Annotated in this window: 12 protein-coding genes; all 12 read left to right on the forward strand. The window is 40.0% G+C overall.

Annotated elements, in window-relative coordinates; translation table 11 throughout:
• Nucleotides 1-10 precede the first annotated feature (10 nt).
• Nucleotides 11-1,054, forward strand: a complete 1,044-nt coding sequence (locus AKG98_RS14940) for a Preprotein translocase subunit SecY (RefSeq protein ID WP_067047416.1) — start codon at nt 11-13, stop codon at nt 1,052-1,054.
• Between the two features lie 241 nt (nt 1,055-1,295).
• Nucleotides 1,296-2,000: a proteobacterial dedicated sortase system response regulator gene (gene pdsR / locus AKG98_RS14945; protein WP_067047419.1), complete on the forward strand. Its 705-nt coding sequence runs from the start codon at nt 1,296-1,298 to the stop codon at nt 1,998-2,000.
• Nucleotides 1,997-4,060 (forward strand): ATP-binding protein, encoded by a 2,064-nt coding sequence (locus AKG98_RS14950; RefSeq protein ID WP_067047422.1) that lies wholly within the window; start codon nt 1,997-1,999, stop codon nt 4,058-4,060. The genes pdsR and AKG98_RS14950 overlap by 4 nt, the downstream gene beginning before the upstream one ends.
• Before the next feature lie 24 nt (nt 4,061-4,084).
• Nucleotides 4,085-4,750 (forward strand): DUF2982 domain-containing protein, encoded by a 666-nt coding sequence (locus tag AKG98_RS14955; RefSeq protein WP_067047425.1) that lies wholly within the window; start codon nt 4,085-4,087, stop codon nt 4,748-4,750.
• A gap of 105 nt (nt 4,751-4,855) precedes the next feature.
• On the forward strand, nt 4,856-6,877 hold the full coding sequence (locus AKG98_RS14960; RefSeq protein ID WP_067047428.1) for a hypothetical protein: 2,022 nt from the start codon (nt 4,856-4,858) through the stop codon (nt 6,875-6,877).
• A 163-nt stretch (nt 6,878-7,040) separates the two neighbouring features.
• A complete protein-coding gene (locus tag AKG98_RS14965) occupies nt 7,041-7,523 on the forward strand; it encodes a hypothetical protein (RefSeq protein WP_067047431.1) in 483 nt (160 codons plus the stop codon).
• A gap of 1 nt (nt 7,524) precedes the next feature.
• The gene (locus AKG98_RS14970) at nt 7,525-8,361 is read left to right on the forward strand and encodes an FTR1 family protein (protein WP_067047433.1); all 837 of its coding nucleotides are present in this window, start codon (nt 7,525-7,527) and stop codon (nt 8,359-8,361) included.
• A 93-nt stretch (nt 8,362-8,454) separates the two neighbouring features.
• Entirely contained in the window at nt 8,455-9,930 is a 1,476-nt protein-coding gene (locus AKG98_RS14975; RefSeq protein ID WP_067047435.1) for an FAD-dependent oxidoreductase, read from the forward strand.
• Nucleotides 9,920-10,528 (forward strand): hypothetical protein, encoded by a 609-nt coding sequence (locus AKG98_RS14980; protein WP_067047439.1) that lies wholly within the window; start codon nt 9,920-9,922, stop codon nt 10,526-10,528. The genes AKG98_RS14975 and AKG98_RS14980 overlap by 11 nt, the downstream gene beginning before the upstream one ends.
• Nucleotides 10,512-11,972 (forward strand): hypothetical protein, encoded by a 1,461-nt coding sequence (locus AKG98_RS14985; RefSeq protein WP_067047443.1) that lies wholly within the window; start codon nt 10,512-10,514, stop codon nt 11,970-11,972. The genes AKG98_RS14980 and AKG98_RS14985 overlap by 17 nt, the downstream gene beginning before the upstream one ends.
• A 103-nt stretch (nt 11,973-12,075) precedes the next feature.
• Nucleotides 12,076-15,000: a multiheme c-type cytochrome gene (locus AKG98_RS14990; RefSeq protein WP_228140321.1), complete on the forward strand. Its 2,925-nt coding sequence runs from the start codon at nt 12,076-12,078 to the stop codon at nt 14,998-15,000.
• Nucleotides 15,001-15,191: 191 nt separating this feature from the next.
• Nucleotides 15,192-15,818 carry an EAL and HDOD domain-containing protein gene (locus AKG98_RS14995; RefSeq protein WP_067047449.1) on the forward strand — a complete coding sequence of 209 codons (627 nt, stop codon included), beginning with the start codon at nt 15,192-15,194 and terminating at the stop codon, nt 15,816-15,818.
• Nucleotides 15,819-15,821: the final 3 nt, after the last annotated feature.

The raw sequence follows: 15,821 nt of genomic DNA on the forward strand, positions 1-15,821 counted from the left end.
AAGATACGCTATGCATGATTCTTCATTAACATATACACGCCGCCCTAAAGGCACACTTGCCATGTGCAGCCTGTATGCCTTTACTGGTGCAGCCATCGCTGCCTCGGTAATATTCTCACTGCTACTCTTTTTATCTATTCACGATAAATTACTCATGCAGATTTTATTCGGTAGTTTGGCCGTTATTTTCGAACTCGGTAAATTCTTTGCTTGGTATGAATTTGGTGAGCGTATTGCTCGCAAAGCATTTCATGCCGCACTTATCGCACTTGGATTCTATTGTATCCTTGCCATGATTTCGATAGGTGGCAGTATTGGCGGTATTAACAGTGCAACCAATGTGGCACAACAGTATGTTGATCAACGCGATAACAAAGTAAATGCAATTACCCTGCAAATATCCGCGATCGACGATGAAATTTCGCTTAATAATAAAGCCGCAGATAAATACCTAGAGCTACAAATGATTTCGCTTGGTGTGACTCGGATCCAAAAAGAAAATCAAATTCTACGTGAAAAACAAACACAACTTAGAATTGAGCGTGATAGCGTTCCGGTCTCTGAAAAAGGTTCGGTTATCAGTTTGATCGCAAGCCTTGCGAAAATTCTGAATACGACAACAGAAGATGCACAATCATGGTTAGTCATATTCTTATCGGTATTACTTGATATCTTCGCCGCTTTTTTTGTTGGTTTAATCGGTGAGGAACTGCGTTTCCGCCATTCAATTCGTCGTAAAAAAGAACAAGAAAAAGCGAGTAAAGCTGAGCACTTACGTCTTTTAGCAACACAGAGCTATATTGAAATTGAAGCGCCAGCTCAATTAGAAGATAAATCCTTATTAATTGAAAAACAAATGTCAATAAGGTCTTCTGCTATCTTACAAGCCGCACAAGAACAAGATTTAAAATGCTCTAAAAAACACATCGCAGAGATATTGAAGTTAAGCATAGAAGAAGTCGATCACATTTTCGAAGAATTTCTATCGTTTGGTATTGTTGAGAGAAAACGTAATAACCATTTACGCTGGGTAAGGCAAGCCGACGTAGCTTAACGCCTCGACTTTGTTCGATAAAACCAACACAGTGATAGCAACCGCTGCTGTGTTGGTTTTATTTTTAGTCAAACATATACTTCAACATCAACACTTCCCGTCATATAGCCCTGTTATTAAAAAGCTTAAGCGATATGAATCTCGACAGGCTTGCTAAAAGCTGTATTAATATTTTTATCCTTGATAACATAGCACTGCATAAAAACCCACCTCCCTGTTATCGACTTATGAGTTAGTCCGAATGATAAAACAACAATTACACATTGCCCTCGTTGAAGATGAAATAAATATTGCAGAAAATTATCGTGATGCATTGCAACGTATTGGCTATCGTGTTTCACTTTTTCATAACCGCCAAGACGCACTCGCGGCTTTTACCCTTACGTTACCTGATATGGCGATTATCGATGTCGGTTTACAAGATGAATACGAAGGCGGTTTTGACCTCTGCCGTACATTACGACAACTATCTGAGACGCTTCCAATTATTTTTTTAACCGCGCGTAGCAGCGAGTTAGACGAGATCTCAGCATTACGCCTTGGTGCCGATGATTATTTAACAAAAGACGTCAGTATTCATCAAGTATTAGCGCGTGTTTCTGCGTTATTCCGCCGTATTCAAGCATTAAAAAAACCACAATCCGCAGATGAACAAGTACTCAGTAGAGGTTCATTACGCATCAACATTGAACGTATTGAAACTTACTGGCAAGATCAGCCTGTGATACTCACTTTAACCGAATTTTGGATTGTGCACACACTTGCCAAGCACCCAGGTCAAGTTAAAAACCGAGACCAGCTCATGGATGCTGCACATGTGGTATTAGATAACAATACAATCACAACGCATATCAAACGGATACGTAAGAAATTTAGCCACATCGATAGCGAATTCAACGCCATAAAAACAGCTTATGGTATGGGTTATCGCTGGGTCATCGAGTGAAAATTCACTTTAGTCTAAAAACTCAACTGCTACTTGTTGCCAGCTTAATGCTATTACTACCATGGGCGGGCTGCCAAAGTGTGAGCGTTTTAGAAACGAGTTTACGTCAAAGTCATAGCCAGTTACTTGATGTGCAAATGACCGCCGCCGCACAGCAAATAGAACGTAAGCTTAATCAATCACAATATCCCAACCTTAATACCAACCAAGGTAACTATTACGCCCCGCTCACTGACAGTAAAATGTTATTAGATGGATTTGATGGTGAAGAAAGTGATTGGAAAAATATAACCACACCTTGGTTTCAACTTAATACCTATGATTACGTGGCAGGGCTATCAACAGAGGCCAAGCCATCCACAACAGTTAAATTTAAATTAGCTGCAAATGATAAATTACTCTACATCTTAATTCAGACCTCCGCTCTAACACCGCATTATTTTAACCCTATGCAACCAAAAAAAATCGCAGATCAGCTCAATATTCGCAGTATCAATAATACCGGGCTTATTTCACGTTGGCAGATCAATCCGCAAGGCTCTGGCCGGGTAGAAATGCATAACATGAGTCAAACGATTAAAACAAGTCGAGATGCGGGTACCTGGTTATGGCGAGATGGTCATTATAATATTGAAATCGCAATACCTATTAACTTAGCAAGCAGTGCGATTGGGTTTGATCTCGTGCTTAATAACAAACAAAAAAATCAACACTTTAAATCGAAGCCAGCGACAACGTACGAGCGTAGCTTAGTCCGTGAAGAATGGGCATTAAATCAGCAACTCGCTAACTATATACAACCGGGTCTCAGTTTATACCTACTCAATAGCCAATATTGGTTGGTTGGACAACTAAATGCAGAACAAGTAACAGTCGATAGTTTAGAAGATGACGATATCCAAGAAGAACCGTCTTGGTTAACACACACCATCTATAATAAATTGTTTACTTCAGAGTCATTACCTTATTGGCGAGAGCCAACCAGCCTTGGCCGCTGGCGACGTCCACAGCAACTAGAAAAAACAATCTGGTACCAAGACTCACCGATTAACAAACAACTGCACAGTAAAACCATTTTTATCCATGGCCAACCTTTTTATTTTGTTGCAGTACAAGATTCACGACAGAGTTTACTGTCTGCCAGCGAAGCGTTAAACCAATTATTGATATTACTGTTTACTATCATCGCCGTTATTGTGACTGGCTTGTTTGCATTTGCATCGTCTTTGTCTTGGCGTATTGTTCAAATGAAGAAAAACTACCGCGCAGCAATCGATAGCGACGGTAAAATAATGGCAGTGCCAGCCGCCAGCCGCCTCCCTGATGAATTGGGCGATTTATCCCGAGTGATGCAACAACTGACTATTAATCAAGGTAAGTACACTGACTATCTGGCCACATTGGCAGATAAGCTTTCTCACGAATTAAAAACACCCGTTGCCGTTATTCGAACATCACTCGAAAATATGGAACTATCAAATTTAGATCCAGAAGCAACAAAATACCTCACTCGCGCAATGCAAGGTACTAACCGCTTAAGCCAAACATTAAATGCGCTAAGTGAAGCAAATAGGTTGGAACAGAGTTTAGAATATGCGCAATGGCAAGTCGTGCCATTCGACGATATGTTAGAAGAGTTAACCGAAGCTTATCGACAGATTTATAACAGTCATCAGTTTCAGTTAAAGTATGATAATAACCTTGAGTATACTATCAATTTGGCACCCGAACTCATCGTACAATTACTTGATAAACTCATCAGCAATGCCGTTGACTTCTCGCCAGTCAATGACGCCATTGTATTTACCCTCACCAGACAAGATAAACAACTAAAATTAACGATTGAAAATCAAGGCCCACATTTTAGTAGCGATAATATCTCGCAGTTATTTGATTCAATGGTATCCATACGCCAACAATCTGAGACACCACATCTAGGTTTGGGTTTACATATTGTCAAGCTAATCAGTGACTTCCATCACGGAAACATAAATGCAAGAAACTTACCGAGTGATAAAGGCGTTATATTTGAGCTATTATTACCTATAGAAAACAAATAATAGCGTTTAGCGAGGAGGAACCTCATGTTAATACGACCTATCGCAAAACGTAATGGCGTAACAGTGACGATTGTTGCTGCCCTGTTCATTCTCAGCAGTATAACTTCGTTGTTAACAACATCCGCAGACACAGATAATTACCTTTATTTCCCTCTGTCAGCTGGGGCACTTATTATTGGCATATGTTTATTAATTGTCGGCATCGTGAAAATTAATGACCTATATTACCGTTTCTCACTGACAAAAGAAGGGATTCATTATTTCACCTCACGAGGTGGTTTTACTATCCTCTGGAAAGATATACAACGAATCGATATACCAAAGATAAATGAGGGATTAGAGTTAAAAGAGTTACCCTACATAGGTATCCGCCTCAAACAGCGAGAGCACCTTATCAATAGCGCTTCCCTACCCACTTTATCTCACATGTTATTAGAACAAAGAGCGCTTATTATGCTCACAGAACCCAATTCAACACTCTATGGCAATGCCGATAACATGCTTTATCCAGACGTAAAAGTAACCCACAATTATCACGGACTACAGGCCATGTTTATTAACCGAATGCAGTATCTCCACAATACGCTTGGTTATGATATTTACTTCCCAAACGATGATCTCGATCGTTCACCAGCAGAATTTGTTCAACTATTACGCGAGTTTAAATCAGATTGCGCTAGATCATTATAAATAGTAATAATTATCAATTAGAGTTGCATTTAGCACATTTATATGGATAATACGAACTATTCTCATTAAGACATAGTCTATTATAAAAAATAAAAAGGATTTGTTGTGAAAAAATCTGCCCTTTGCTTTGCCATCTCTTCGGCGCTACTTACTGCTTCATTTGTATCACATGCTGCAAATGTAAAAGTACTTGATAAAACACTTTCTCCTGCTGCAAACTTTCTTGCATATACAGAATTTGAATTATCAGGTGAACCACTTGCTGAAGCCCTCGGTTTAGACCTTGATGTTTTAGATCCTAACCAAGTTGATCAACCAACTGCATTCGATTACGCAGCGGGTATTGAAAGCTACGAGTATTCAGAAGAAGCGATGTACGCGTTAAACTACCAGTCTACTATGGGTCCTCACCTAGTTAATGGTCCCGTTAACCAAGCGCGTGGCGGCTCTCTTGCTGACTTAGGTAAACGCTTCATCTCACTTGCTGACGCAGTAGGCTTCCCAAGTGAAGAGATTCCATTAAACATGTATCCTATTTCTGTACCATACGTTTCAGGTAATCCTGAATTTGTAGGTAAAGTAGATACAACGAAAGTGGGTGGTGAAGAAATTGAAGTATTATCTGCAACAGGTAAAGCGGCAACCCATAAAACAATTACTCCAGCGTACTTCCGTGATTACAAAACACTAGCGTGGGACAGCGCAAGTTTCGATAAAGCCTTAAACCCAGGTGCAATCGGCAGCATTTTCCTTAAAGAAGTCATGTGGTCACAAGATTTCTTAGGTGGCATGCACGTGACAGCAACAGATGAAGAAGTTGAAGCAACATCAAGCACAATGGATCAAGACGGTAAACACAGTCTTGGTGTATCTGCTGCCGATGGTTTCAACGGCATGATCTTAACTGAAATGTCAATCGATAAACTACTCATTCTTCAAGAACAGCTTGGCTTTGACGGTAAGAACCTAGGTGTTAAATTCGGTCCTGACTACGATGCATCTAAAAACCCAATCTGGTTTGCACACAAAGTAGCTGTTAAAGAAACACAAAAGAACAACGTAAATAACATCGGTAAATTAACAGTTACAGATGGTTCATCATCACTACGTGATACTTGGATGTTATTATGGCCTGTAAGTGAATTCTATGCATTTACTGACCAACGCACAGCGAATACTGCACAGAATCCAGCATTTAAAGCTGTATTTGATGGCAAGCCATTTGCTGCAGCACCGAAACAAAACATCGATAATAAAACAAGTAATAATGTAGTAGCTGACGATGCATTCTCTCTTGCAAGCAACATTGCTAACCTATCGTTCCAAAATTTAGCAAATCTACACTTCAATAAAAAAGCGGGTACATTTGTAACTAAATACGATGGCAAACAAAATGCACAAGTTGAGACATTTGACGCTGCATACAGCATCGTAGCACTATCTATTTACCAACGTTCACAAGATGCACTACCTGTTGGTTATGCAGCTGCAGACGGCGGTGATGTTGACCTAGAAACACCTCAAGGTAAACAAGCACTTAGTCTAATAAAAGCACAAGCAGATTACATCGTTAATACATTAGTTGCGAAAAACGGTCTAGTATACGATGGCGCTACAGTTGGTAAATCAGTAGATAAAAACCAGTCACTTGATGCACAATTCGCTGCAATCCGTGGTTTAGTTGCAGCTTACCTTGCAACACAAGATGACACTTACAAACAAGCTGCACGTTCTATCTTCCTCGCGGTAGAAAAAAACATGTTTGATGCAGAATTAGGTACTTGGGCACAAACGCCAGGTAAAGCAACAATCCACACACCGTTAACTGCTGCGGCAATATCGGGTGGTTTACGTGAAACTATACTTCACCTTGCAAATGAAGAAGGCGAACATGTACCAGCACTAGAACTACAACACTTAACTGAGCGCTACACAGCTTGGTTCAAGAAAGTAGTGAACGGTGGCCAACAGTTAGCTGAATGGATTGGTGATTCAGGTGAAAATATGTTGGAAAACAGTACAACAACCGATTCAGATAATGACGGTGTACACCAAATAACAGGTGCCGGCGGTAAATACGGTACAGCACAAACAATGGCAGCAAAAGTGTCGGTTAGTGCAAACTAGTCTCACCCTTTTGGCAATGAACGCCATCTCGCAACACACTTGTTAATTAACATGTATTGACTAATGAAAGTGTTGCGAAATTAAAATAAAGTTGTAAAAAGGGATGAGAATTAACTCAGCCCTTTTTGCGTTTTCATTACGTCGATATGAATAAGGTTTTATCATGTCAGTTCAAGTAGCTACCCCAACCGGTGATAACATCTGGTCTCGTTTACAGTGTCATTTTAAACGTCTCGCTTTTCATCACAAGAAAGCCGAAGCGATATTATATTTGATGTTCTTGTCAGGACTTTTACTGTGGCCATTTATTACTATTCCATGGCAAGTCGAGCGCACGGTGTTACTGATGCATATGCTTGCAGGTATTAGCATCTTCCCTACTTTTGTTGGTAGTTTCTGGCTGTCTCACCGAAACCTTATTCAAAACAGTAATAAAAAATTCTTACGTCAAACCGGTACCATTATCGAATATTTGCTCATTGTTTGTACTCTTACCGGTGTCTACCTTACTTTTTGGGGTAACACGGGTAATAATTTCAGTATACTCATGCAAGATGTTCATTTTTACAGCTCATGGCTACTTGCCCCGCTTGTTCTTCGCCACGCTTGGCGCTGGACGGTAATCAAATTCTTTAGGAAGTCTTAATATGTTTGCCAGTTTTTTAATCACTTTTCGTGAAGGACTTGAAGCCTTCCTACTCGTTGGCATTATACTTTCTTACTTAGCAAAGCTTGGCCAATCAAAACATAACAAACTTATCTATCTGGGTGTTGCGCTCGGTTTGATTGCCTCATTAATTGTCGCTTTCATTTTCCAGTTCGTTGTCGATCAGTTCGACTCGCATGAATACCGTAATTTATTAATGGCGGGTATTTTAGGCTTCGCGACCTTGGTACTCACCTACATGGCAATTTGGATGCAACGCCAAGCCAAAACCCAAGTCTCTAACATGCAAGAGAACATTCGCGAGATCTTAACCACAGGTAATGTCTTTGGTTTAATCTTTTTGGCTTTCCTTGCGGTAATGCGCGAAGGATTTGAAACCGTGCTATTTTTCTCGGCGTTGATGTATTCAGGTCAAGGTGATTTCTCACTACAAGATGGGTTGATCGGTGCGGGCGCAGGTTTAATCGCATCGCTGGTATTGGTTGTCGTACTGATGCGTGGTAGCCGCAAAGTGCCACTACAAGCATTCTTTAAATGGACAAGTTTGCTGATTATCATTATTGCCGCTGGCCTATTGTCTTCGGCAAGTAACATGTTACAAAGCGCAGATGTATTACCGGTATTCCAGACTGCCGTGTTTGATATTAGCCATATCCTTGATGACCAAGGCGTATTTGGTACTTTCTTGCGTGCTTTATTTGGCTATAATTCATCACCAAATTTATTACCGCTTGTTATTTGGTTCGCTTATTTAGCGATATTCACTGTGTTTTGGCATCGTGGATACCAAGCGCCAGCTAAAACAGCCACAGCTTAGCTTTAAACAATAAAATGAGTGGCGAACATAAATACACGCTATTTGTGTTCGCCATATTAAGAATAAAAAAGCATATTAATTATTGAGTAAATCATGTCTAAACAAATTGTAATTTTAGGTGCAGGTCCAGCTGGACTAATGGCCGCATGGGAATTTAATCAAGCTGGTTACCAAGTAACTATCCTAGAACGTGAAGAGTTTGTTGGTGGCATGTGCGCAACGCAAACCTTCCAAGGTGAAAAAGGTGAATACCGCTTTGACTACGGTGGCCATCGCTTTATTACTAAAAACCCGAAATTATTACAGTTTATCGATGACTTAATGACTGACGATCTGCTGTATGCAGAACGTACCAGTGTGATCCGTTTTAAAGGGCGTACCTACAACTACCCGCTTGCAATTGGTAACTTACTACGTAATGCGCCGTTAAGTTTATTAGCTGGTGCGGCTGTAGACTTGGTATTCAAATTACCCTTCCAAAAACGCCCAAGTGAACAAAGTACCAGTAACTTTGCAGAATGGATTGAAACTCGCTTCGGTACCACCTTATACAAAAATTTCTTTGAAGGTTACACCGGTAAACTATGGGGTATCGACCCGCGTCAATTATCAGCCGACTGGGCATCGCAACGCATTAGTTTGTTAGATTTAAAAGATGTTGTTCGACGTTTAATCCCAACGCGTGGCGCAACACCGCGTACTTACGCTAAAAAATACCGTTATCCTAAACTCGGCTTTGGCCAAATGTACACCAAACTTGCAGAAAGACTACAAGAACAAGGTGTAACGATTGTTCGAGGCGCTAACATCACGGCATTAAAGCAAGGCCATGATGCTGTTAAAAATAATGATCTTAATAAGAAAAACAGAATTGATGCCGTCACTTATGAACTTAACGGTGAGACACATTCAATTAATTGCGACCATGTTGTCGGTACTATTCCTTTACCTGTAGTTTGTACTTTAACAGGATTTGATTCTGGTCTAACTTACCGCTCACTGCGCTTTTTTAACATGCCGATGGCAACAGAAAACGTGTCACAAAATACTTGGCAGTACCTGTCTGATCCAGAGTTAATCGGTACGCGTTTGCAAGAACCACGTCGTCGTTCGCCATTCATGGCACCCAAAGGACAAACATCGGTGATGATCGAGATCCCGTGTAACAAAGGTGACGATGTTTGGCACATGGACAACGACAAACTATTAAAACGCGTAAAACAAGATCTTAATCACCTAGGAGTGCCAGATGTAAGTACTGGTGAATTTTTTACCACTTACACCGAATACGCTTATCCAATGATGGACGTGAGTTATAACGCCAAACGCGAAGCCGCAATTACGCACCTTAACCAATTTGATAATTTAGTGATGACAGGTCGCCAAGGTACTTTCCGTTACATCTTCACCGATACAGCAATGGAAATGGGCTTAATGGCGGCAGAAGGTATTATTAAGGGTGAAGATAATCGTCGTCAGATCTTTGATCACCGTAACGAAAAAACAGTGATTGAAGTGCAAAGCATTATGGATGATAAAAAAACGCCAGAGGAAAAAAATGTCGCTTAAAACTATCAATACAATGACGGTAAAATCATTTATCTTAGGCTTATTCGTATTATTATTTAGTGCGCAAAGCTTCGCTTATTCTTATGCCGCAGCAGGTAAAGAGCCATTAATTGAAGGTCGAGAAGCCTTGTTAAAAGCATTATCGGAAAATGATTATAATGCAGTGCAAACAGCCTATGATTCGATGCAAAAAGAATTCGTTTATTTTAACGAGCACCATGGACTCGCTGTCGATAAACAAATGCAAACAGCAATCACCAATAAAGATCAACAAGGTGTAACCACAGCATTAATCACCACGATAAAAGCAGAAGTTATGCGTCGTCTCAACGGTGCAGAGCAAAACATTAATGACTACCAAGTGGCTAAAGTGTTAGTGGTAAAAAGTAAATTATTTATTGATTTACTTGCTGCCGATTTAACTGCCGACAATCGCCAACAGGCCGATATTGCCATCCGCGGTGCCCTTGCGTCGATTGGTAATCCAGGTGTATTTGGTGTGGGTCAAAAGCCTGCAGATGTAACGCGTTACATTGAATACCGCACTAGTTTACAAGCTGCATTACAATTTACATTGCCTGATGCACCAACAAAATAATAAACCTTGGCGCTCTGGTTTAATAGTTAGCATTAGCTTAATAGCCTGCATTGCAGGCTATTTTGGCTTACTCAATTATTATAGTTTTGATATTAGCAGTGATGATGCGCTTTATTTTCAGCGTGCCTTGAGCCACTTTTCAGTATTAGAATTTAGCCCTCACTTTCCCGGTTACCCTGGTTTTGTTTGGCTAGAACGACTTATCAGTGCGATAAGTTTACATCCCAACAGTAATGTCTTACTCAGTTTCCTTTCTGCAATAGCGTTAACCTTCAGTGTTTTTGTGTATTGCTATCAACGTATGCGAATAAAGTCATTTGCATTATTCGCAGTAGTACTTTTTTTACTGCAAGGTAACATTGCAGAATTAGCCTTAAACGGTTTATCAGACGCTTCCGCTCTGTGGTTCTTTAGCTTATATTTATTATTAACCCGTTTTCATTTACCGCTCGGCTCAAACCTTTTATTAAAGACTAAATTACACCGTGTATTACAGTCTCTTTTACAAAGTCAAACATTCTCCGCGATTATTAGCGGGTTATTATTAGCGGCATGTTTAGCAACTCGACCGTCTTATTTACCCTTAGTCGCCAGCGCGCTCCTGCTAGCTCTCTTTTACAACAATCAGCTGTACTCAAACTACAAACGACTCGGTTGGCAGATATTAAGCATTACCCTGGTAGGCATCATTTGTGCGCTCTACGTGTTCATGCAAGATGGTTGGGCGTATATTGAAGAAGGACAGCGATTCACTCAAGGTCACTTTACGATTTGGGGTAATACCACAAGTACAACCGATTCGCGACTGAGCCAATGGCTTACTACATTAAGCAATACCTACTCCACTCTCGGGGTATTCTTATTAACCTCGATGCTAACCATTGGTTTATATCTACCAAAAACCCGTGGATTAAGTATTCTCGTGTGCTGTTGGTTTGCCTGGATCATCCGAGGGCAGAATCCAGAGAATATTCGTCACTTAGCTGTTTTTAGCTTATTACTACCGATTATCTGCGCGCAACTCTTGGAACACGTTTACCAAACTCAACGTATTCGACCTGCTCTATATATATTAAGTATTACCTTGCTCGTGACACTGGGTTATCACAGTATCAAACAATTCACCCAACAAAAAAATGCACCTGTATTACAAGCGACTCAGTTCTTTAACACAATAGATAATCAGCAAATTATCATCAGTAATTATAATATTGATAATTTACGGCATAACCTGCCACAACATGTCATCTTAGACCGTCATTATCAAAGCAGCAGTAATTACCAAGCCCAACAGCAAGGCTACTGGCGACTAAGCAGTAATAAACTAGGTACTGATAAACGCGTTAACGACAATTTAGTGGCTTTATTTAAAGGCCGCTTTCTTGGAGAACGAAATTTATACCTATATTACTTTGATCTGAATCATTTAAACCCGCGATCATAGCTACAAATATTGCACTATGATTTCAACGCGATATAATGATAACCATTCTTAATCGTAATACCACGTTCCCCCACCAAGATGCCGTAGATCTATGAATATAAATATGTTGCCTAAATTAATGTTCACCTTGTTACTCTTAGCAAGCCACTCGCTTTATGCTAGTACTACTTATTCAAATACAAAAAGTAACAGCTTATTACTATCTATAGATGGTACGCAGTTTATTAGTGCAAACATGGATGCTGGTAGCGTCAGTCTTATTAACGCAGAAACCGGTAAGCTAATGGCTGAACAAGCCCTCGGTAAAGACCTACGTCGACTTGCATTAGACCCAATAAATAATCAATTATTAGTCAGTGACTATCTTGCAGATCAACTTTATCTCATTGATGCTAAAAGCCTGAAATTAATTAAAACCATCAAAACAGGCTATCGCCCTTTTGGTATTGTTTATGATGAACATAACAAACAATACTACGTGACATTGTTTGAAGCTAAACAGCTAATAACCGTGTCAACCGATGGTGAAATAACCGCGACAACACAAACGGCAGATACACCACGTGGTCTTGCGTTAGCTGGCGATGGGCGTTTGTTTGTGACCCATAGTATGACAGGCCAAGTGTCTATCTATAATACGAGAACACAAAGCCTAGAATTAAACAAAATCATTCAACTTGCCGATACGCCAGTACATACCTCTCGTGCAACACCACAAGGTAAACCGCGTGTATTAGATAACATTGCGATATCTCCAGATGGCACGCAAGCTTGGTTACCCCATGTGCTGTGGTCATTTACACAAGATTTCCAGTTTCAATCAACCGTCTTCCCAACCATTTCGTTACTTGACCTAACACCAGGTAAAGAAAAAGAATTAGTTGATAAACGTAAGCAACTATTCAAACAAATAAACATTATTGAAAATAACAATACTACGCGTATTGTATCTAACCCACATGACGTGGCATTCCGTGAAGACGGCAAAAAAGTATTTATTACCCTCTCTGGTTCAGAAGATCTGCTCGTGTTTGATTTATCTCGCCAAGGTAAAATAGGTAAGAAATCTAAACGCCATCGCCGTACCAAATTACAAGGCGGTGTGAAAGCGACGCAAATTTACCGCCATATTCCCGGTACTAATCCGCGTAGCCTGATTGAAAAAGACGGCACACTCTATGTTCAAAACGCCATGTCTCACGATTTAGTGAGTTTTGATGTGAGTGGTAAAGGTCCGTTTGCCAAAGTAAAATTAGCGAACGCTCAATTTGCCAAATTAATTAGTAAAGATCCCATCGCACCAGAATTACGTTTAGGTAAAACACTCTTTAATCTTGCAAACAGCGATAAGTTTGAAAATACAGCGATGGCGGGTGATTTTTGGATGAGCTGTAACTCTTGTCACCTTGACGGGTTTAACTTTACCAATAAATATTTGTTAGCCGACGGTACCAAAGACGTTAAAGAAAATGCCATGACAGGTCATGTCGGTTTAGCAACCATGATCGCTGGCAACCCTATCGAAGCCTATATCAATATGATCCAAAAAACCCAAGGTGGTATGGGGACTGACCCGAAAAAACCAGAACTACCAAAAGTTAATCCTAAATCACCGTCTGCAGAGATCGTACGCTTAATGTCAGCATTAAACATGTACGTGACAACGAAAGAAAACTTACCTTATCTATCAACCTGGTTACGTTTTGATGACGAACGTAAGTTCACTCACAAATCTGAATGGTTAAATTCAGCAAGTTGTGAATCATGCCATAGCACCCTCTACAAACAGTGGGCAGACTCTAACCATGGAATGCACATGGATAGTCCTTATTACCGTTTCCAAGAAAACTTAGCTGCAGAAGCAGAAGGTGAACCATTTAGAAACTTATGCCGTGGCTGTCATGCACCGCAAACCTTGCTAAACAACAATAAAGCACCCTTGACTCACCTCAATAACATGTATGAAAAAGAAGGCCAGAGCCTACGCGATGCACTAAGAGAAGGTTTACCCGTAGACGAAACAGGTACCAGTTGTGTTTTCTGTCACCGAATCACCAAAGCGGAAGATGCTGGCGGTAATACCGACCTCACGGTTAACTTAAAAGATCGTGCTAAATACCTGTTTGAATTTTCTAGCAATCCAGTGCTAAAACTCGTCGCTGAAGCACAGATAAATGCATCGCCACAACAGCATAAAGACAGCTATTCAAACCCTGAACTGTACAAGAGCTCATTATATTGTGCGACCTGTCATAATGAATTCACCCCCGGTCAAGGTGCCAATGTGAATAACAACTATGGCGAATGGCAAGCCTCTAAATTTAACGCACCAGACAACCCTGAGCAGAACAAAACGTGTATCGATTGCCATATGCGTTTGGATATGACTGATTTTGATAAGAAGGTACCAGGGCGAGCAACCGATAATGGGCCAATTAAACCAAACTTGATTGCGCATAACTTTATTGGTGGTAACTATTACTTCTCTGACATGCGTTCGAAAGAACACGGTAAACTCAGCCGTGACATTTTACGTAACGCCCTACTGCTCGACGTTGAAACCAGCGAAGATGGCCGTACTATTGATGTAAAAATCACAAACCATAATACCGGTCACAAAATGCCGGGTGGCGCACGTCGTCAAGTATGGGTTGATCTTGTAGTAACGGATAGTAAAGGCGTAGAGCGCTTAGTGAGTGGTCAGTTAAACGATGGTTACTTACCAAAAGACAGCCGTGTGTTTGCTAAAAAATCCGGTTACATGCATGGTGAACCGGTTGGTCTTAAGTTCTGGCGCGTAGAGAAGATTCTATCAGATACCCGTATTTCTCCTGATGAAACTCGTGTTGAATCATTTGAACTACCTGAAGGTATCAGCTATCCAATCACGGTAGTCGCTAAGATTAATTACCGTTCGTTCTCAAAACCACTAACAAGTAAAGTCCAAGCAGCCTTCCCTGAGCAAAATATTCCTTTTGCTGATGTGATTGAATTAAATAAAGTCACCAAGGTTTTCCAGCAGAAATAAAATACGATACAGCCGTCATAGTTAATAAGACTATTACGGCTGTATCCATTCAATATATACCAATATTCCCGCATAGTACTAGCCACCCCCTCACCCATAATGTTGAACTTTTACCTATATTTACTAATTAATTCGACTTTTTGATTATTATGCATAAGCTTATAGATGTCTTTGTAAATAAAGTAACCTCTATGCACGCATATATCGCTAAGCAACCGATCCTAAATAGCGCTCGTCACATAGTGGCTTATGAACTTTTATATCGCGATAGTTTAGAAAATACGTTTCCACTTATTAATGCCGAAATTGCGACAGAGCGGTTGGTTTATGAGCATTTGTTAAGTTCCAACATTGATAAACTTGTTGATAACAAACCTTACTTTATTAACTTCACAGAGAAAAGCATTCTCAATGGTTTACCCAAAAAACTCATTAATAAACCCATTGTAATTGAAGTACTTGAAGATGTGCCACCCACACAGGCAGTATTAAGGGCATTAAAGAAATTAAAAAATGATGGATTTACGATTGCATTGGATGATTTTATTTATTCTGAAGACTGGCTACCATTTTTTGGTGTTGTCGATATTATTAAGTTTGATATTACCCTCACCTCATTTAACGAGATAAAAGAATTAACACCATTATTAGAAAAATATGGAATAAGTATACTGATCGAAAAAATAGAGACTGAGGAGCAATTTAAACAAGCTAAAAAACTCCAAAGTACATATTTTCAAGGCTATCTGTTTGCAGAACCTGAAATTGTGCTAAACCACATTAATAAACCTGATTTAGAAATAATCAACTTTAATTAATTC

Source organism: Moritella sp. JT01 (assembly GCF_001574435.1).
GTDB lineage: Bacteria > Pseudomonadota > Gammaproteobacteria > Enterobacterales > Moritellaceae > Moritella.

Coding starts and splice junctions, on each gene's coding strand:
- AKG98_RS14940 (WP_067047416.1), top strand. CDS start 11: ATGCATGATTCTTCATTAACATATACACGCCGCCCTAAAGGCACACTT.
- pdsR (WP_067047419.1), top strand. CDS start 1,296: ATGATAAAACAACAATTACACATTGCCCTCGTTGAAGATGAAATAAAT.
- AKG98_RS14955 (WP_067047425.1), top strand. CDS start 4,085: ATGTTAATACGACCTATCGCAAAACGTAATGGCGTAACAGTGACGATT.
- AKG98_RS14965 (WP_067047431.1), top strand. CDS start 7,041: ATGTCAGTTCAAGTAGCTACCCCAACCGGTGATAACATCTGGTCTCGT.
- AKG98_RS14970 (WP_067047433.1), top strand. CDS start 7,525: ATGTTTGCCAGTTTTTTAATCACTTTTCGTGAAGGACTTGAAGCCTTC.
- AKG98_RS14975 (WP_067047435.1), top strand. CDS start 8,455: ATGTCTAAACAAATTGTAATTTTAGGTGCAGGTCCAGCTGGACTAATG.
- AKG98_RS14980 (WP_067047439.1), top strand. CDS start 9,920: ATGTCGCTTAAAACTATCAATACAATGACGGTAAAATCATTTATCTTA.
- AKG98_RS14985 (WP_067047443.1), top strand. CDS start 10,512: ATGCACCAACAAAATAATAAACCTTGGCGCTCTGGTTTAATAGTTAGC.
- AKG98_RS14990 (WP_228140321.1), top strand. CDS start 12,076: ATGTTGCCTAAATTAATGTTCACCTTGTTACTCTTAGCAAGCCACTCG.
- AKG98_RS14995 (WP_067047449.1), top strand. CDS start 15,192: ATGCACGCATATATCGCTAAGCAACCGATCCTAAATAGCGCTCGTCAC.